Source organism: Ruminococcus sp. OM04-4AA, from assembly GCF_003462585.1.
In the GTDB taxonomy this organism is placed as follows: Bacteria; Bacillota; Clostridia; order Lachnospirales; family Lachnospiraceae; genus Mediterraneibacter; species Mediterraneibacter faecis.
In genome coordinates this window covers 1-19,678 of the sequence record NZ_QTZH01000031.1, presented here as the reverse complement: position 1 = coordinate 19,678, position 19,678 = coordinate 1, and the positions used below count along the sequence as shown (strand labels likewise).

The following is a 19,678-nucleotide window of genomic DNA, read 5'->3' as shown; positions in this document are numbered from 1 at the left end:
GTAGGAATTTTTATTCCGATTAGAGGTCCAAATATGAAGAAAAAAGGAAGAATAGAGAACAGAATTATCGCAGTAATACTATGTATGGCTATCTTATTTTCTCAAGTGAATATTGCGGATGCAGCAGATGTAAATCCATCGGGTACCAACACTAGTCAAGTGGCACTTTCTGATGATGCCAATAAGAGTAATGGTGAAGTATCAACCGAGTCCACAGTTTCAGATGAAATAAATGGCACCACGGAATCCGAATCTAAGATATCGGAGGAAACAAGTGAAAACTCGAAAAATGACGAATCGGAATCGTCCGGTGGAAATGTTAAAGCGGAATCAACAGATAATATAGATGCTTATTATAAGGATAGTAAAATATGCATTTATAATTATGAACAATTAAAACAGATTGGTTCAGATGCTTATATTTACACAGGTGATAAGGATGGACAGATTGGTTCTGGAGAAGTGGTAAAGAGTGAAGGCACAGAGCTGAAATACGGTGCAGATGCTCAGTACATTTTGATGAATGACATCCAGATGAACTCGGAACAGATTTGGTCAGTACCGGATTCCTTTACCGGAACTATCACAGGCACGAAACTAGAAGAAAACGAAACACCAACGCTGTATGATAAGGAAACGGATACAATCTACATATACAATCCATATCAGTTGATGGTGCTTGCACAGGAAGAATCTGAAACGGAACCAGTTATGTCGATGGATTATGATGCACCACAGTTTGGTATGGGACAGATGATTTATCCGGATGGAGAAGATCAGGAGTATCTGACTTATAGTAAGTCTCATAATTACGTGTTATCGCAGAAGTTTAATTCGGATAAGCCGGAATTGGTTGCGGATCAATTGACAGAAAAAGCGGCGAATGGAGTTCAGTGGCTAGATGGTGAGCATGCAGATGGAAGAACAAAACCAGGGCAGTTATATGTAGTAGTTTCCGGGAAGAAATATATTCTGATCGGAAATGAGTCACAGTTGCGGGCGATTGGAAGCAATAAGAGCGTAACTCCGAGACTGTATGTTTATTACCGTCAGGGGTTAGTAAGCGGATTACTTGGCGGAAAGCCTTTCTACACACCATACTATCCAGGCGATGCGGATCTTGGACTTGATGCTGTTGCTGCAGAAGGGGCAACTACCCATCTTTCTGGATTCCAACAAAAGCCAGATACAGTGAAAGGTGATAACTCGTATCTATATTATAAAGATAATGGTAAGTATAAGCTGGCAGATGTCGATTTGACAAGCGATGATATTGTTACGGGCCTGTTGAAGGGAGTAGGTGGACTGTTAGGGACATTATTGGGTGGTCTTACAGTAGGAACTGGTAGTTTATGTGGCGTTAACGACCAAGGGTTACCTGACAATGAAACAGCGAGTCTGATGAAGTTAAAGCAAGAATATGGTGGTTTAAAATATTCATCCAATGCAAATTACATCATTTTTCGAGATATTGACTTATCCAAGGATGGTGTGAACTCAAATAAAGAAGATGATCTGTGGACACCGCTTATGGTGTCGGGGGACATCAAAGGTGCAAAGTTAGCAGATGGACAGGCGACACTTACGGATGGAAATTCTATTTTGGCAACTGGAAAACCTGTAATTTCTAATGTGAATGTGAACCAGACAGAAGAAATGGATGGTTCTAAGTATATAGGAATTGGATTTTTTGGAACAATTACGAATGAGGTGAATGTAAACAACATTGGTGTCAGCGCCGGAACGGTTTCCGTATCAAACCTGGAATTACAAAATGTAAATGTACAAAATAACACGAATAAACATAAAAACACTCAGACCATAATAAGTGGACTCACATCAGGACTTGGATGGCTTGTAGGTGGTGTAGTTGATTTACTAGTAGGAGTTTTAACATTTGGAAACGTAAACCTGAATTTGAAAGATACATTATCAGCACTTTTAAATGCAAGAGCAAAGGATCCGACGATTTATGCAGCAGGTGCATTCGCCGGAAGGCTAGTGGGTGATGTTTCCATTGAAAACTGTGATGTGACAGGAAAAGTCAGTGTTTCGAATATTAATGATCGTACTGGTGGGTTTGTCGGTTATACAGAAGGTGTAACAGAGTATGACGGATTGTCAAAAGCTCTTGGAGTAACGGTGAATGCATTATCATCATTGTTAAATGCAATTCCGGGACTTGGGCTTGGAGATTTGATCACAATTCTTCTGGACAATGCATTGCCGGTTGGTAGTTTAATCCCTACTGGATACAAAAATGTAAATATCAAATACTGTCATGTAGAGAATCTGGCAGGAACTATCGGAGCTGCGGATAAAGATTATGCAGGTGGTTTTGTAGGACAGCAGGTAGGAACAAGAATCTTTGACTGCTCCGTGAAAAACAGTAGTTATTCTGTAACGGCAAAAGAATACGGCGGAGGATTTGCAGGAATCAGCAGAGATGCAGAAATCCGAGGTTTGTTAAGTGATGTAGGTGTTGAACTTATTCGAGTAATGCAGCCACAGAGTATCTTGTTAAATTGCAATCTGACAGGATGTAATGTCTCAGTATCTGGTGAAAATTATCAAGGTGGTATTGTAGGAGCACAGACAAACAGCTATGCAGTCAATTGCGGAGTGAGCGGAAGCATTGCAGTTAAAGCAAGCGGAAGTTATGCCGGTGGTGTGAGTGGTATTTCAACAGTTGGATGGATTACAAACCTTGGAAATAAAGAAGTCAAGGATGCAAGCCTTTTAACAACAGTGAAAGACTTGTTGACAGGTCTTTTGTCGAGTGATCCAGAAAAAGCAGGTATGCTCTTGTCACTTGTAGGAATTGCACCATCAGCAATCCTGGGATGTAATATGGATTGTTCATCAGTTTCAGTTGAGGCTGGTAAGAGTTATTCTGGTGGTATTCTTGGTGGCGGTGATGGCGTCTATATTGCAGAATCCAGTTCCGAATATTTAAATAAACTTCCGTATTGGAAACATGGCGGAGGAGATGCGAGCAGTGTAGCCCAAAGAGATAATGTGCTCACAGGATTAAAAACAGTTACGGCAAGTGAAAATCGTGCCGGAGGTATTGCCGGAAGTGTAACAACAGCAAATGTCACAGGACTTTTAAATAATACGCTTGGAATCGGAAACTTCCTTGGATTTACTGTGCATCATGTAACTGTGACAGGAGTAAATGATGGATATACAGTTGAAGCAAAAGAAAATTATGCCGGCGGAGCGCTTGGCGAGGCTGTTGGTGGAGATGTGGATACTGTAACATTAAATCAGGTAAAATCTGTTACAGCAAAAAACAGAGTAGGTGGTTTTGCCGGTTGTGCAGGTCCGGGAGATCTGGCAGGTGGAAACGGGCTGACTTTGAATCTGTTAGGACTGAACAACTTGCTGAAAGTTGAAAATCTGCTTTCTGTGGCAGAAGGTGTCAGAGTTAAAATCAACGAAGCTCATGTAAATGGCATCACAGGAGGCATGACTGTACAAGCAACAGGTACAAATTCCAACGGCGAAGTAGTGGATTATACAGCCGGTGGTTTCATCGGAAAGAGTAACAGCTGTGAGATCATTAAGTCCGATGTGAAAAATTTAAAAGAAGTAACAGCAAATGATACAGATGGTTTTGCAGGAGGATTTGTAGGTTCTTCACAGACCGGTGGTCTTGCAGATGTAGCAAATGATGCAGATATCAAGAAATTGATAAATGTCAACGGACTGCTTAGTGCAGTGAAATACCTGATTCCTTCGTATACGATGTGTACGGTTACTTATGTGGATAAAGGAGGAGTCACTGCAGATACTGCTGGTGGTTTTGCCGGAAACTTCCAGAGTGGAACCGTCAACAATCATGATGCAGGAGAAGGAAACTGTTATTCCGTATACAACTTAGATCATGTAAATGGACAGACTTATGCTGGTGGCTTTGGTGGAAACGTTTACTCTGGTGCGCTGGCAGATGCCACAAAGGGAATCAGTATTCTTGGTGGTATCAATGGTTTAGATATTAAAGTTGGTGATCTGATTAATCTGATTAATGCTTATATTCCATATGTGCAGTATGCAGGAGTTAAGTCAGACAACGGATTTACGGTCATTGCCAACAAAACAAAAACAGACGACAGCAATTCAGGAAGTGCTGGAGGATTTATCGGTTACGGAAGCGGTGTTCAGGTAAGTTACTGTGATGTTACGAACCTGAAGCACACAACGGTGAAGGCACCGAAGGATTTAGAAGCCAATGAAGCGCCAACATATTATGATGAAAACGAAAGCACATATGCAGTAACAGGTGAAAGATATGCCGGTGGATATATCGGATATATGAATATTGGTTCCGCAGCTTCTGTTGGAAAAGGATTGAGCGTACTTGGCAAATCGATAGGAATCAATAATGTGCTGGATGCATTGAATGTTGTTGTTTCTACAATAGAACATTCTGATGTTACAGGAGATGTTGGAGGTTTTGCAGTAAAAGCAACCTGGAAAAATACAGCATCTGATGCATCCGCAAATGACATACTTGGTGATGCAGGTGGTTTCGTCGGAAAGATATCTGGTGGACATATTCAGGATTCAAATGCAAATAACTTCTCATATATCATTGGACAGATTACAGCCGGTGGTTATGTGGGAGACTTGCAGCCAGGAAATGTGGCAAATGTCCTTGGCGATACTGGTATCTTAGATGGTCTTGTTAATGTGTCAGATACATTGGCATCATTAGCGGAGGACTTTGTACCGACGATCAGAAACAGCTCTACGACTTGTATTCCTTGTGGTGGTGCAGTTCGTGCAGATGCTGATTCCACAACACAGGTACAACGAGGTATGGCCGGAGGTTATGCAGGACATAATGAAGGTGGTCACATCTGGGGAAACAATACAAAGAAATGGAAAGGTAAAGACTATACCGGACCAACAGGTACTTGTAAAGCAGTAAGAATCCGCTCGGTATACGGAGAAGAAATCGCTGGTGGCTTCACAGGACTTATGGAGTCAGCAGATACGGCCAGTACCGGAAACCTGTCCTTGTTGTGGGGACTGGTAAAAGTAGATAACATCCTGGGAGCACTCAGCGTTGTCTATCCAACGGAAGAAAATACGGCAGTTTATGGTCCGCTTGCCTTGATGGATTATAAAACTTGGAATGATTGGGTAGAATTTGTCGGTAAAAAAGGTGGTTACGGAAGTGACCTTGCTGCGAATGGAACAGTAAAAAGTCAAGAAGAACTGGATAAGATTATTGGAAAATATGCTTACGGATACAATGTCGTAGCAGGAAGAGTAAATTATCGGGATGAAATAAAACTGGCAAATGGCGGAGCAGCCGGTGGCTATGTCGGATCAATGCAGACCGGAACTATTACAAATGGACAGGCTTATCAGGCGAAGACAATTAAAGGGCTTCGATGTGCCGGCGGTTTTGCAGGGGAAATGATAAACGGCGGAGCAGCAAAGCTTGGAGGAGTTGATATCCTCGGTCTTAATCTGCAATTAGGACAAATGCTGCAGGTACTTAATGTCTTTGTGCCAGTAATCAAGAAATCTTCGGTAGAGGGTTATCAGAGTGGACTGATTGTCCAGTCAGAAGGTGTAGATGACAAAGATACCTGTGGTTATGCCGGAGGTTATGTAGGAAAACTGATCGGTGGGCAGATCTGGGGCGAAAATGATGCACGCTGCAAGGTCACAAAGCTGAGACGAGTTGACGGAAGAAGCTATGTCGGAGGATTTGTCGGAAGCTCCAGACCAGGAAGTGTAGCAACAGTGGATCCTACTGCAGGAGAAGGATTACTTAGCCAGCTTCTGAATAAACTGTTAAGTACACCGACAGATTTGATAAAAGTATTAAATGCCACAGTCGCAACTATCCGTTATGCGGATGTGGAATCCTGGGATGACTGGGGAATCATCGTAAATGGTGCTTATGCAAGTAGAAGTAATAACACTTCTTATGCAAAAGCAGCCGGAGGATTTGCCGGAAATCTGGAAGGAACTGTACTCGGTGAGAAGGGTACGAAAGAGGCAGGAGTTTCTGTACAGAATATCCGTTCCGTAGTCGCAGGTGAATATGCCGGAGGATGCTTTGGTGTTGCTGACGTGGCCGGAGTTGCCAATATCAGTGCAGGAAATGAGACCTCGCTTCTTGATAAATTATTAAAGCTTGGAAGAACCGATGTGCTGGATGCGTTTAGAAGCTATGTATATTACGGAACTGTAAGCGGAAGTAAGGATGCTGGCTTAAGTGTCAGCGCAAACACAGCGATAAAATCCGGACAGAACAATCAGGTTACCTATAGTGGAACAGCCGGGGGTTTTGGCGGCTCATTGCTAAATGGTTCTGTGAAAAACAGTAAAGTAACAGAATTAAGTAATGTAAGAGGTTTAAATAGTGTCGGAGGATTTGTCGGCTATTCTGGAAAGAGTGGAGTAGTTAAGGCAGACAAGATAGACGTTATTGGAGACAATACAGGACAGTTACTGGGTGGAGCTCTTGGAGTTATGGACATTTTTGGTTCTCACATTGATGACTGTGCAGTTACAGGAACTGATGATGGTTACACTGTGCAGAGTACAAATGGAGATGAGCAGATTGCCGGAGGATTTATCGGATATGCAAATCTTGCAAGAATGTCGAATTGTACAGCAGGTGACAAGACAAACCAGAAAATTGGACTGAAACAGGTAGCGTCAGGTGGAACAGCCGGTGGATTTGCAGGACGAACAAGTTTCGCTTATCTTGCAGATTTGAAGTTGGATTCAGGAGCAGTGAATGTAATATTCTCAGTTGTTAATCAACTTGTAAAAGCACTATATCTGGATAAAATCCAGGATTCCGATCTTCTGAAGATTAATCTTGGAATCATCAAAGTGGATGCGCTGTATGATGGCAAACTGCTTCATGTAAATCTGCTTGGATTGGATATTTCTGTAGGACTTTCAAAAAAGTCAACGGATAACAATCAACAGACAGACCTTGCAATTATTACGATTGGAGATTCATCCATCAAACTTCCATGCGATGAAAATGGACTTTTGAATGATAATGATGCCAAATCCAATATCAGTGTGAGTCTGATCAAGGCGAATCGAACAAAAATCACAGATAGTAATGTCTACGGTGTCAGTCAAGGATATGATGTCTATGCCGGTGGAGCCGGAAATAACAATGACGGTGATACAAAAGACGGACGAAGTGGTGGATTTGTTGGATTCAACGATGAAGGACTTTTGAAGAACAACAACATGTATTACTGTGATGTGGTTCGGGGAACAAAAGATCTTGTTGGACCATTTAGTGGAAAAAGTGAACTGGATACGGTATATGACTTCAATAGCCAGGAAAAGGTGGAAGGCGAAAAGAACAATTATCGTATTTATAGAAAACTGGATCAATCATTAGATCAAATTGAAAAGAATAACAGTATCTTGAACAGCAGTCATGAAAAGGATGATGCAAGCGGATGGGATATTTATACAATAGGACACATGAATCCGGTAAAGACCTTTGAGACTTTAAAGAATGCTGTTCTGGCAAGCAAGAGTGATTCAGTGAAAGCAGATCTTAATGCCTATGAATCACCAGCAAAGGCAGTATTGATGGCAGATACTAGAACAACATTGAACACGGGAGATAGTGATACACCGGAACCATCCGAGTCACAGGATCCATGTGATGAGAACATCAAGCTGACGATCAATAAAGTTTGGAAAGATTTAAACAATTTTGATCATTCAAGACCAAACAGTATTACGGTAACAATATCACGTACTTGGAAAGATAAGGCAGGAAATGAAACGACAGAACCAGTACCAGGTTACGAGAGTTACAAAATAGAAGGTTCTATCGATAAATCTAAATGGCAGGAGGTGATAAAGGAACTCCCGGCATACAAGACAGATGGAGATGAAATTTATTATTACACGTATTCCATCACAGAAGCAAAGGTGGATGGTTATACAACAACGATAGATAAATCGCCAGATGGATTTACCTTCACAATAACTAATAGACATTTCCCAGGTCTTCCGGATACCGGAGGATACGGAAGCTATTTGATTTACCTGATAGCTGTTCTGCTTTTCCTGATATATTTCGTAATGAGATATAAAAAATGCAAGGAAAATAAAAAAGCAGAAAAACTATAAAAGAAAAATTCTCAAGAAAAGGAGACAATTGTTATGAAGAGAATGAAAAGAATCATGGCATTAATGCTGGCAGCGATTATGATGATGGCTATGTCTGTCACAGCATTTGCCGCAGGAGGAGCAGCAGGAACATGCACACTTACTGTGAATGCAAAAGGTGGACAGGATCTGAAAGGTCAGACAATTAATCTGTACAAATTATTTGATGTGACAGAGTCAACAAGTGGAGAAACAAAGAACTATGCGTATACAGTGAATACGGCTTATAAAACAGCACTGGTAAACGTATTAACTAAATTAAAGACATCAGTTTCAGCAATTCCAGATGTTACAGAAACATCTACAGACGCAGAATTAGCAGCGGCTGTTTCTAGCATTGGAGCTAAAGATTCTGAAACAGTACAGAAATTTGCAAATGACTTTACAACATATGCATTGACACAGAATTCTAAATTAGATGCAACAACAAATTCTGGAAAACTGGGAGAGGTAGCATCTTATGAATTTACAGGCTTAGATGCAGGTTACTACTTAGTATATGTAACAGGTGGAAAAGAGATTCAGTCTTCTTTAGTTACAGTAGATTCAACGACAAATACAGTAAACTTAAAAACAGAAGCACCAAGCATTGAGAAAAAAGCTGACAAAGAGACTGTAAGTATCGGACAGGTAGTGAAATATACCGTAACAGGTTCTATTCCGGATACAACAGGATATGAACAGTATGTATATAAAATCCACGATACATTAACAACAGGTCTTGATTTTGTAAATGATGCAACAGGAACAGCTCTTAGAGAAGGTGCTACAACAGTTAATATAAAAGTGGCATTCGGAGAAGGTGTTACAGATGCAGGCACAGCACCTGCAACAGCAACACTTTCCGGTGAAGGCAACAGACAAATGGTCCTTGATTTATCTGAATGGGTAAGAACTAATCAGGCAAACAACAAAGGAAAAGAATTCACCGTTACATATTATGCAAAAGTGAATAAAGCCGCAGTTGTAACAGAAAAGAACAGTGCTCATTTAGAGTATGGTAATAACCCAGGTGAAACAACAACTACAACACCGAGTGAAGCAAAGACACCGACTTATCCGTTAGATATCTTAAAAATTAAAAAAGATACAGAAGAAATTTTAGCAGGTGCACATTTTACTTTATACGCTTCAACTACAGCAGGTGTAATTGATGAAAGCAAACCTATCAAAGTAACAAAAGTAGCTGATGGTAAATATTCTTATGCTGCTGATCAGACATCAACAGATCCTAGTGTGATTACTGATATGGTAACAGTTGCAAGTAAAATTGAGGGACAGGGATACAATTTACACATTAATGGTCTGGCAGCAGGAACTTATTATCTGAAAGAGACAAAGGCTCCAGATGGTTACAATAAGCTGACAGAAGCTATTAAAGTAACAATCACAAAGAGCACTACTACGGATGAGAATGAGTGGACTCTTACTGTAGATAAAGGAACGGTAGATGGCAAAATTGTCAAAGTTGAAAACAGCACAGGTTCCCTCCTTCCATCCACTGGTGGACGTGGAGCAATTGCATTTGCTGTGATCGCAGCTCTTCTTGTATTCGGCGTAGCAGTAAGCTTCATCCGTGATAAAAGAAAAGAAGCATAATAGTTTTACCAGAGATATAAGATAAGATTTAAAGAATGGGCGGTTATCTTCCACGGAAGGTAACCGCAATTCCAAGTATAACAACAGGGAGAATGAAATGAAGAGTAAGAAGAAAAAAAAGAAGATAACAATAAAAGATATTATTCGTCTGATCGTGCTTTTGGTTGCATTCTCTGTATTGTTATATCCAACGTTTAGTAGTTATCTGAACGAAAAGAATGGTTCCAAAGTTGTATCCTATTATGATGAGGAAAGTGTAAAGTTAAGTAAGGCAGAAAAAGAGCAGATGTTGGAAGAGGCGAGAGCATATAATAAGGAAATGCTGGGAAATATTGATTTGATTGATCCATTTTCGCAAGAAGATACGGAAATAGATGCTCGTTATGAGAGCTTGTTAAATGTAGATGGTTCGGGAATGATGGGATATATCCGTATTCCTAAGATTAATATAGAACTTCCAATCTATCATGGAACAAGTGAAGCAGTTCTGCAGACAGGTGTCGGACATTTCTGGGGTACATCTCTTCCTGTAGGTGGAGAAAGTACACATACAGTTCTGACAGGACATAGAGGTCTTCCGACAAAAACACTATTTACCAATATGGATAAATTGGAAGTAGGAGATATTTTTTACATTAAAGTTTTAGATGAAACACTGGCATATCAGATTGATCAGATATTAACGGTTTTGCCGGAAGAGACAGATGGGTTATCTATTGAACCAGGCAAGGATTATGCAACACTTGTTACTTGTACACCATTTGCAATCAATACACACAGACTTTTAGTACGTGGAGAGAGAATACCTTATGAAGAGGCAACGAAGCAAGAGCCGGATACAAATATAAAACCAGAGTTATCTTTTACTGCTAAAGTGCTAATTGTAACAATTATAGTAATTTTTATAGGGTTGATGATTGCTGTAATTTATAGTATACGAGATAGAAAAAGGAGGAAAGTAAGGTGAGAAAGAAGATAAGAAGTATTCACATTATTTTATTCGTTATGCTTTTTCTTGTCGGTAGTTTTATAGATATTTCAACAATCCATGCTGAAGCAGGAAGCAGAACAGGAAGCATTCAAATTATTTACAAGGGGAGAAATAGTTCGGATAAAGAAGTGACTCTTTCCGGAGCAAAGTTCTCGATAATTCCAATTCAATATATGAAAAATGATGAGCTGGTCTTGGAAAATGGTTTTAAAGATTCAGGGATATCATTGCAAGATACCAGTGCAGAAGCAAGAGAAAAACAAGCAAAACAATTGTATGCATTTGCGAAGGGAAATGATATTTCCGGCTTAATACAAGAAACAGATAGTTCAGGATGCACGAGTTTTGGAGAATTGGATGAAGGAATTTATCTGATCGCACAGATTGGAAATGTGGAAAGTGGTACAGATAAATTTGAATCTGCGCCATTCCTTGTTAATATTCCATCTGAAATTAATGGGAATGTAGAATATAATGTAACGATAGAGCCAAAAGCTGAATGGGTTTCACCAGAAACACCATCGAACAATCCAGATAAGCCAAAGGATCCGGCACCTTCAAAACCTGACAAGCCAAATACTATTCAGAAAATAATAAATACGGTAAAAACCGGAGATACAACAAATATAGTTGCATGGTTTTTAATAGCGATTGTTAGTCTTGGTTTGATTATAGGATTCTATAAAAAGAGAAAAATGAACTAGCCATTATTTAAAGAAAACTGATCCATTGCGGTGGAATCAGTTTTCTTGTGTTATATGGTTTAAAACGTTTCTAATATTAATGTTGAAGTGGTGGTGCAACGGTACGATTGATATCGTTGTTTGATATTTGAGGAGCATTGAGCAGTGCTGTGAAATTCTGCTGGATGATATCTAGTGTCTTCTGTTTTTTCTGCAATTCCTGTTTTTCTCGGACAGTAGCAACCTGTTCAGATTCAAGATTTTCTATTCTATTCTGGATTTTATTAGAGCTTGGGATTTTGGTAACACCGAGATCCTGAAGCTCTTTTTTTATATATTAGGAAAGTCCTTTGTTTAAAGCAGAGGTAAAAAAATGCTTCATAAAAAAAGAGGCATAGGAAATAGACGATTGTTAGAAAAGATAAAAGCCTTCTTCACCAAAATCGTCATCATCATCAAATTCATGAAGAAAATAGTCCATATCCAAAAGGTCATTGTCACTCATGAGTTTGATATCATGGGCACTCATACCTTCAGGATGATTTTCATCAATCCCCGTTAATTCACGGAGAAGATGGGCACAGCAGACTGCATGCTGAATATCTGAATAATTCCAGTAGGAAGCTCAGCAGTCATGCATGGCAATCCCTTTGAATTCCGGGAGAACACCGCATTGTTCCATGCCTGCACTTCCACGTTTGGGACTGATATCAAGATAGGTGTATTCACAGTTTGAGGCATCATGAACTCACCAGAGTTTTTTATCCACTCTGGTTTCTGTTTCATCGAAATGTCCAAGTGCGGAACCAATCAAAAGTTATATTCAGAGTATGCAGACACTACTTTATTATTCATATTTAGAGAGAAAAAGTCAGATGTATATGACTATTATGAAGTAAGATACGGAAAAAATAATTTTATGCATTTGGCAGGAATAAAAAGTAAAACATTGAGTATAGTTGATTTTTATACGGCTTGTGAGAAACAAATAATAAAAAAGGAAGATTGCAATCCACGAAGAAATGCAAATACTATGTATGCAAAAATAGCTGTTATGGAACAAATGTTGGATTTGAGAAATAGCAAGTGCTATAAGATAGGTACAAAAGATTTAATTACGATATAGTATATTACAAGAGTGTGATATTAATTTCTCTAGCATAAACTGGTAAAGAAAAAATAGGATGAATAAAAAAGAAAAAGAGGTCACAACCGAACTAACTCTGTTGTGACCATCCTATCATTCCCCGAAAAGATAGCATGTTACTATAGAAGATGACTATTGTTTAATTCAGATCTGCTGTCATTTCTGCAACCATGACTAGATTATCGTTCGTACTCTGATCCATATCTACAACCTGCACATGAATCTGATCTGTATCCGTCTGCTCAAACTGCATCTTGATCTGGTACACTCCATTTTCCGGATCTGTAAAAGTACCTCCGAATTTCTCGAGTGCATTTCCATCTGCATCCGTAATAATCATCTGTACATTTTCATATGTTTCCGGCACCTCAAGATAAAGGTAGGTGGATGCTGGCACTTTTACAATCTTACTCACTTTGAATCCATTATTCTCCGCATTTACTTCATATGTCTGGTTGTTGCTGGCATCCGTATTCACTGTGAATTTGAGATTCCACTCTCCGCTGATCAGATTCTCGCCCTCCACATACTTGGTTGTGCTCAGCTCATTTTCTCCCTTTCCATAGAGCTGGGTAAACTGTATGTCTACCGTTGACTGATCTGAAAATTCCTTTTTCTTCAGAAAATCTGCACTGATGTGTCCAAGACCTACAAAGCTTCCGTCCTCCGCTTTTTCCAGACAAAGTTCTGCACCGCATTCCACTCCGTCAACCTGCACTCTTTGACTTTTATCCGGCAGCAGATATTTCTTCTGATTGATCTGCTCATTGTCTGTAGTAGCTGTCATCGTAAAATACATTTCATATCCATCACAGTATGCATCGGATACCGTTACTGTCACGCCGTTATCTTCTGCTTCTGATCCCGGAGTCTGCACATTTACAGAATGATCTTCAATCTTTTCATAGGCGGTCTTATCTTTCCCTGCATACGGATCCTTCGCCCTGTTTTCCTGCATTTTTGCAAAGACATCTCCGATCACCGGGATATTCTTCGCCAGTACCGGATTGGAATAAAGAACCGTTCCTGATATAGCGATCACCGCCACAGCTGCCGCCGCTGCTGTCCACACTTTCTTTCTCTTCTGATTCCTGTTATCTGGCTTCTTCATTCTAAGCTTTCCTTGTCCGATTTCTTTATATGCATCTTGAATCTTTTGCTCTACAATCTCTGGAATTTCTAAATCTTTTTTCAAATCCTGTTTCATTTTCTCTTCAAATGACATTCTCAAGCCCTCCTTTTCTGCTCACGTTTTCTATTTTTGTCTGAATTTTTGCTTTACTCAAATTGAAATTCCGGGTGTTCTTTCAGATAGAGTTTTTTATATACTCCTCGCCCTCTGGAAAGTCTTGTCTTCACTGTATTTTCATTCATCTGCAATATTTGACTGATTTCCCGGATGCTCATCTCTTCTACATAATATAAAATCAATACAACCCGATATTGCTGTTCCATCTGGTCTAACAGCTCTAGAAAGTCTTCGTTGATTGTCGCTGCTCCCAGTGGTGCTGCAATCTTTTCTTCTGCTTTCTTTCCTTTTATATCTTCTGCCCCATAATACGCTTCAATACCGACTACTTTCTTCTGTTCCCTAAGCATCTGATTACAATTATTAATCAATATTCTGAGTAGCCATGTCTTAAAATACTGTGCTTTTTTTAATTCTTTCAGCTTTTCATAGCAAGTGAGGATACTTTCCTGAATTGCATCTGCTGCATCAGAATCGTTTTTTAAAATACCGATCGCTACTTTATACATGGCCTGCTTATTTTCTTCTATCAATTCCACGAACGCCTGATCATCTCCCTCTGCGCCCGCTTTACAAGAGATTTCATTTTATACGCCACCTTCTTTCAATTGTTTTTAAGCTCCATCTCAACCGATTGATACTTATTAGATGAATTTATGGTGTAAAAAGTTTCAAAAAGAGAGAAAAAGCACCTGTCAAAGAATCTTTGCGTGTTACTGTTCACACGATGTGCGACCAGCAACGCATCTCGCCATTTTAAATCGCCTTTGGCGATGGGGCGAGATGCATTCAAGTCAAAACACGCATCCTCCGTGTCAATCAGCGGAGTGATTGACACGGGAGTGAACAGTGATCTTTGCGCAACTATATACGCAATGTAATGTGATGATTGCTTTACTTTTAACATTATTTTTTGGATAATAACATTAAAGGAGGATTCAAAAATGGTAGAATCTATAGACAAAGAAAGAGTAATGGGGATAATAAAGCACGAAAAATCTGTTGTAGATTTTTTTACAGGTGCTGAAACCGGAATTATTGTATCTTGCTTATTTTCACCGAATTCATCGGTAAGAACTACGGTTATTATTGTTGGAATTATAATGGTATGTATTGGATGGTATAAAAAATCAAAGAGTGACAAAAAGGTATTTCAATATATTAAAGAACATGATTAAATGAATTTTAAGTAGGAACTTTTCTATATTGTTTATCTATTATTGATTTTACTGTATTTTTCAGATTCAGTCCATATAGGAACTGTAACTAGCTAAAAATAATGAATATAACGTTGGTTTTATGGTAATATATAAGAAATACAGCGTGCATTTGGCGCGGAAATTGGAGGTTTCAATGGATAGAAAAGAATTGAATGATATTCTTAAAATCGGAGAAACAGTGGCAGTTGAATTTAAGAGATGCGGAAATGGGATAGAATCGGATACATATGAAACAGTATGCTCTTTCTTAAATCGATTTGGCGGCGATATTTTTCTTGGTGTATTAGATGATGGCACCGTGCTGGGAGTACCGAAAAAAGCTGCTTCTGATATGGTAAAGAATTTCATAAAGGTTATGAGCAATCCGGCGTTGTTTTCACCGACAATATATTTGATACCTGAGATTATTAAATATGATGAAAATCGGATTATTATTCACATTCATATTCCGGTAAGTGCAGAAGTGCACAGTTACAAGAAAGTAATTTATGATCGTGTTGATGATGCAGATGTAAAAGTGACAGCTACAAGTCAGATCGCATCCATGTATATTCGAAAACAAAATACATTTACAGAAAAAAGAATTTATCCATATGCGAAAATGGAAGATTTGAAATTGGATTTGCTGCCAAAGATACGTATAATGGCACAGAATCATGCAGGAGGAAAACATCCGTGGTCAGATATGAATGACGAAGAATTGCTTAAAAGTGCAGGTCTGTATGGGAGAGACATTACAACAGGAGCGGAAGGATATAATCTGGCAGCGATTATGTTACTTGGAAAGGATGATACTATTTTAAATGTAGCACCAACTTATGCAACAGATGCACTTGTGAGAAAAATCAATGTGGATCGATATGATGACCGTGAAGTTATAAAAACAAACTTAATAGATAGCTACAATATGCTGATTGAATTCGGTAAAAAGAACTTGCCGGATAAATTTTTCTTGGATGATACAATAAATAAGAGTTTACGGAATACGATTGTCAGAGAGATGGTTAGCAATACTTTGATGCATCGGGAATTTTCTAGCAGTTATACAGCAAAATTTGTAATTGAAAAAGATAAAATGTATGTTGAAAATGCCAGTCGCGCTACGAGGCAGGGGAATATTACTTTAGAAGAATTAGAACCGAATCCAAAGAATCCGGTGATTGCAAATTTTTTCAGAAATATAGGATATGCAGATCAATTGGGATCAGGTGTACGGAATCTATTTAAGTATAGTAGACTTTATTCAGGAGAAGATCCAGAGTTTATTGAAGGAGATATATTTAAAATTATAGTTCCTTTAAATGAAAAATATTCTTTTGATTATCAAGAATCAGTAACAACGGGAAAAACAGGCAATGCATCAGAAAAAACAGGCAATGTATCAGAGGAAACAGGCAATGCATCAGAAAAAACAGGCAATGCATCAGAAAAAACAGGCAATGCATTAGAAGAAACAGGCAATATATCGAAAGAAACAGCAAGAAGATTCAAGATGTATTATGAGAAACTTGCAAATCTAGGAGTTACGGAAAAGAATATAGACAACATTAATTTTGTGTATGATAAAGCTGGAAGTGACAATCCATTCGGACAGAGTGATGTTCAGAAATGGTTGAATTGTTCTAAGTGGAAAGCAACAAATGTTATGAATGAAATGAAAAAAGCAGAAATTTTATATAAAGTAAAGGGCTATGGACCGGGAAAATATAAGTTTATAGAAGAAATCCATCCATTTTGAAGGAATCCTCGTTATTGACGAGAATTCCTTCATGGAAAGAGAAAGCTTCGTTCTCTAAAGCTTGTTACTTATAATTTTGCAGGATTTACATGAACCATGATATGCTTTACTTTAGGAAAAGTCTTTTCGATATCGTTATGCACTTTTTCTGCTACATCATGTGCATCCTGAAGCGTGATGGATCCGTCTAGAGCTATTTCAACATCAACGTAGATTTTATTTCCAAAAATTCGAGTTCGAAGTACATCAATCTTATGAACGTTTGGATTGCGCATTACGCAGTTGCGAAGTTGAGTCTCCATTTCTTCGTCACAGGAGTGGTCAACCATCTTGTCGATTGCATCTTTGAAAATATCAGAAGCAGCCTTTACGATAAATACAAAAATCACTAAGCTGGCAATGGAATCCATGATTGGAAAACCAAGTCTTGAACCGGCGATTCCGACCAATGCACCAATGGAAGAAAATGCATCAGAACGATGATGCCAGGCATCAGCATCAGTGCACTGGAATCGATTCTTTTGGCGTGATATCTGGTGTACCAGTACATGGCCTCTTTGCTGATGATTGAAATTATAGCGGCAATCAATGCTAAGATACCAGGCGTTTGTATGTTGTCAGAATTTCCCTGTAATATCGTTTTGAATGCTTCGATTCCGATTCCAAGACCTGTGATGAGAAGAACAATCGCAAGGACAATTGCAGCTACACACTCCAGGCGTTCATGTCCATAAGGATGCTCTTTGTCCGGTTTTTTTGATGCGAGTCTGATTCCGATAATAACTACAAATGTACTGAATACATCTGATGCGGAATGAATAGCATCGCTGATCATCGCATTGGAATGCGCAACAATTCCGGCAAAAAGTTTGAGCAGAGATAGTGCGATGTTTCCGATAATCGTAATAGTAGAGACTTTGTTGGCTACTTTTTGGAAATCTTCTTCATTTGCGACAGGATTTCCGGTTTTCATTGTGCTGTTTTCCATATGTGTTACCTCCAATTTAATAAAACAATTAAAAGATAGCTCTATGGCACTAAATATATGTGGGGAAATAAAAGAATTATTTTAAAATAAAAAACACCCACGAATCAGTATTAGCAACTACTGTCCCGCGGATGAAAGATTCCACTGTCGCATTTGCGACCCGACTCCATGATATGATATCACGGTCTGCTCAGTTTGTACTGTAGATTTATATGCAGTGCAAAGAGTTATAGTAGATATAGCATAAAAGAGATGGGTTTGTCAAGAAAAATGAATTGATTTTTGATTACAGATATTAGGAATGATAAAGTCAAGGAATGGGTAATGAAATAAGTTACTTGCGGTCCTCTTTTTTGAGTGATAAGATAAAAATACTTGTAAAGAGAGTGAGGTAGAAAAATATGTATTATGTACCAGATGGCACAAAAGAGTGCGGATATTATGAATGTAAAAAATGTGGAAGTCGATTTTTATCTTTACAGACAATGAATACAATTCCCTGTCCGGATTGCGGGATGGATATTGACTATGAAATTGGACCAGATGAAACTTTAGAGGCGGCAGAGGATACAGCAGTGCTGGTAGAGAAGATTACAGGAGAAGAGGAAGTTGAGAAGATGGATGCACTTCTGAGCCTAGCAATTACGGGTGGAGACTTTAACTGGATTTAAAATATATCCGAAGATAAAAGAGATTTTTCCTATTATAGTGGAAAAATCTCTTTCCATTCCCCAGGAGAAAGTGTCTCATCGAGAATGATATCTTCTATAGAAATGCGTTTCAATTCGATCACGCAGCAGTGAACCGCTTTCATCATGCGGCGAATCTGACGCTTACGCCCTTCTCTGATTGTGATCTCTCCGTAAGTGACCGGATGAGTTGGGAGGTTATTACATACGGCATTCTGTACTTCCGGATGTAAAGTATCTATTATATTAGAAAGAATATCCTGACGAAATACTTTTAGTTTCGCAGGAGAAGTAAGAACAGGGGATCCTTTTAAGAGGATTCCTTTTTCTAATTGTCGGCATCGATCTTCGGTCAAATCGCCGAGAACCGTAAAATAATAGGTCTTCTCTTTATGATAAGAAGGGTGCGTAAGTTTCTGATTGAAAACTCCGTCATCTGTAATAAGGAGGAGTCCGGTTGTTTCTCTGTCTAATCGCCCAACCGGATTTAAATTGTCATTATTTAATTCTGAGAAATAGTCCATAACGGTTGGATAAAGGCTATCACGTCGAGCAGTGACGCAGCCGAAAGGTTTGTTAAACATATAATAATGAAACATATCGTGTCTCCTGTGTCTTTATAAGTGAAATAAATAGATGAGATTGATTATACAGAAAAATAATGGATTTCACAAGGTGTGCTACTTATACCTGTCTTTGGTTGTGGAAAAGGCGGTTTAATCTTTCTATTCAACATGAATTGTCAGAATAGTCTGAATTGCATGAAATATATAAAAAACATTGACAATTAAAAATGGCTGTGATAAGATAACATTCGTCGCTGAGGAACAGCAAAGAAAACAACAGAGGAACGGAAGATAAAAGAAGACGCGGAGGCGGAACATTCTTGATCGGAAGGAAACTTAGAGATTTAAAAATCAATGAAATGATTGAAAAATAAATCAAAAAAGTTGTTGACAAAGAGTTCTGAAAGTGATATCCTAAATAAGCTGTCGCGTAAGATGGCAAAGGAAAGCTCGAAAAGAGCGACAAAGAAAAATGAAAAAGTTCTTGACAAAGACAAAAGCTTTTGATAAAATATAAAAGCTGTCGCTTGAAAAGAACGACACAAACAAAGAACCTTGATAACTGAACAATAGACAACAACAACCCTTGAAAATTTCTTTAAGAGAAGATTTTTAAGAACGGTT

Annotated in this window: 12 protein-coding genes, 1 pseudogene and 1 riboswitch; of the genes and pseudogenes, 8 read left to right on the top strand and 5 right to left on the bottom strand. The window is 38.7% G+C overall.

All coding sequences use genetic code 11. From position 1 onward, the window contains the following. Positions 1-33: 33 nt before the first annotated feature. The 5 genes from DXB52_RS09950 (at position 34) to DXB52_RS09925 (ending at position 12,583) form a co-directional block, all read left to right on the top strand. Positions 34-8,145 (top strand): Cna B-type domain-containing protein, encoded by an 8,112-nt coding sequence (locus tag DXB52_RS09950; RefSeq protein ID WP_118107159.1) that lies wholly within the window; start codon positions 34-36, stop codon positions 8,143-8,145. 33 nt (positions 8,146-8,178) lie between these two features. Further along, entirely contained in the window at positions 8,179-9,783 is a 1,605-nt protein-coding gene (locus DXB52_RS09945; RefSeq protein ID WP_118107157.1) for a SpaH/EbpB family LPXTG-anchored major pilin, read from the top strand. Between the two features lie 97 nt (positions 9,784-9,880). Then, positions 9,881-10,750 carry a class C sortase gene (locus DXB52_RS09940; protein ID WP_118107155.1) on the top strand — a complete coding sequence of 290 codons (870 nt, stop codon included), beginning with the start codon at positions 9,881-9,883 and terminating at the stop codon, positions 10,748-10,750. After that, positions 10,747-11,478, top strand: a complete 732-nt coding sequence (locus DXB52_RS09935) for a hypothetical protein (RefSeq protein WP_117542272.1) — start codon at positions 10,747-10,749, stop codon at positions 11,476-11,478. The genes DXB52_RS09940 and DXB52_RS09935 overlap by 4 nt, the downstream gene beginning before the upstream one ends. A gap of 721 nt (positions 11,479-12,199) precedes the next feature. Beyond that, a complete protein-coding gene (locus DXB52_RS09925; protein WP_117542273.1) occupies positions 12,200-12,583 on the top strand; it encodes a PBECR4 domain-containing protein in 384 nt (127 codons plus the stop codon). A 160-nt stretch (positions 12,584-12,743) separates the two neighbouring features. Here the strand turns inward: DXB52_RS09925 and DXB52_RS09920 are convergent, their stop codons facing one another. Together DXB52_RS09920 and DXB52_RS09915 are read right to left on the bottom strand one after the other, a co-directional pair. Then, positions 12,744-13,829 (bottom strand): DUF4179 domain-containing protein, encoded by a 1,086-nt coding sequence (locus tag DXB52_RS09920; RefSeq protein ID WP_117542274.1) that lies wholly within the window; start codon positions 13,827-13,829, stop codon positions 12,744-12,746. A 53-nt stretch (positions 13,830-13,882) separates the two neighbouring features. Further along, on the bottom strand, positions 13,883-14,392 hold the full coding sequence (locus DXB52_RS09915) for a sigma-70 family RNA polymerase sigma factor (RefSeq protein ID WP_318546156.1): 510 nt from the start codon (positions 14,390-14,392) through the stop codon (positions 13,883-13,885). A 405-nt stretch (positions 14,393-14,797) separates the two neighbouring features. Here DXB52_RS09915 and DXB52_RS09910 point away from each other — a divergent pair, with 405 nt between their 5' ends. Both DXB52_RS09910 and DXB52_RS09905 read left to right on the top strand, forming a co-directional pair. After that, positions 14,798-15,031 (top strand): hypothetical protein, encoded by a 234-nt coding sequence (locus DXB52_RS09910; RefSeq protein ID WP_117861802.1) that lies wholly within the window; start codon positions 14,798-14,800, stop codon positions 15,029-15,031. A 175-nt stretch (positions 15,032-15,206) separates the two neighbouring features. Next, positions 15,207-16,811: an RNA-binding domain-containing protein gene (locus DXB52_RS09905; protein WP_243131425.1), complete on the top strand. Its 1,605-nt coding sequence runs from the start codon at positions 15,207-15,209 to the stop codon at positions 16,809-16,811. A 68-nt stretch (positions 16,812-16,879) separates the two neighbouring features. On the opposite strand, the pseudogene DXB52_RS09900 reads toward DXB52_RS09905, so the two are convergent. Beyond that, positions 16,880-17,784 (bottom strand): annotated as a pseudogene (locus DXB52_RS09900) (cation diffusion facilitator family transporter). 133 nt (positions 17,785-17,917) lie between these two features. Beyond that, positions 17,918-18,003: riboswitch (NiCo riboswitch) on the bottom strand. A gap of 197 nt (positions 18,004-18,200) precedes the next feature. Between DXB52_RS09900 and DXB52_RS09895 the strand changes: the two are divergent. Next, entirely contained in the window at positions 18,201-18,470 is a 270-nt protein-coding gene (locus tag DXB52_RS09895; protein WP_117542278.1) for an FmdB family zinc ribbon protein, read from the top strand. Between the two features lie 32 nt (positions 18,471-18,502). Here DXB52_RS09895 and DXB52_RS09890 read toward each other — a convergent pair whose 3' ends face one another. Beyond that, the gene (locus tag DXB52_RS09890) at positions 18,503-19,087 is read right to left on the bottom strand and encodes a pseudouridine synthase (RefSeq protein ID WP_117542279.1); all 585 of its coding nucleotides are present in this window, start codon (positions 19,085-19,087) and stop codon (positions 18,503-18,505) included. Positions 19,088-19,398: 311 nt separating this feature from the next. Further along, positions 19,399-19,678, bottom strand: a 280-nt coding sequence (locus tag DXB52_RS16355) for a hypothetical protein (protein ID WP_207661755.1), incomplete at its 5' end; no start/stop codon positions are given.

Bases quoted from the DNA above. Each gene is read 5' to 3' on its own strand.
- DXB52_RS09925 (WP_117542273.1), top strand. From the start codon at position 12,200: ATGAACTCACCAGAGTTTTTTATCCACTCTGGTTTCTGTTTCATCGAA.
- DXB52_RS09945 (WP_118107157.1), top strand. From the start codon at position 8,179: ATGAAGAGAATGAAAAGAATCATGGCATTAATGCTGGCAGCGATTATG.
- DXB52_RS09905 (WP_243131425.1), top strand. From the start codon at position 15,207: ATGGATAGAAAAGAATTGAATGATATTCTTAAAATCGGAGAAACAGTG.
- DXB52_RS09920 (WP_117542274.1), bottom strand. From the start codon at position 13,829: ATGTCATTTGAAGAGAAAATGAAACAGGATTTGAAAAAAGATTTAGAA.
- DXB52_RS09895 (WP_117542278.1), top strand. From the start codon at position 18,201: ATGTATTATGTACCAGATGGCACAAAAGAGTGCGGATATTATGAATGT.
- DXB52_RS09890 (WP_117542279.1), bottom strand. From the start codon at position 19,087: ATGTTTCATTATTATATGTTTAACAAACCTTTCGGCTGCGTCACTGCT.
- DXB52_RS09940 (WP_118107155.1), top strand. From the start codon at position 9,881: ATGAAGAGTAAGAAGAAAAAAAAGAAGATAACAATAAAAGATATTATT.
- DXB52_RS09950 (WP_118107159.1), top strand. From the start codon at position 34: ATGAAGAAAAAAGGAAGAATAGAGAACAGAATTATCGCAGTAATACTA.
- DXB52_RS09910 (WP_117861802.1), top strand. From the start codon at position 14,798: ATGGTAGAATCTATAGACAAAGAAAGAGTAATGGGGATAATAAAGCAC.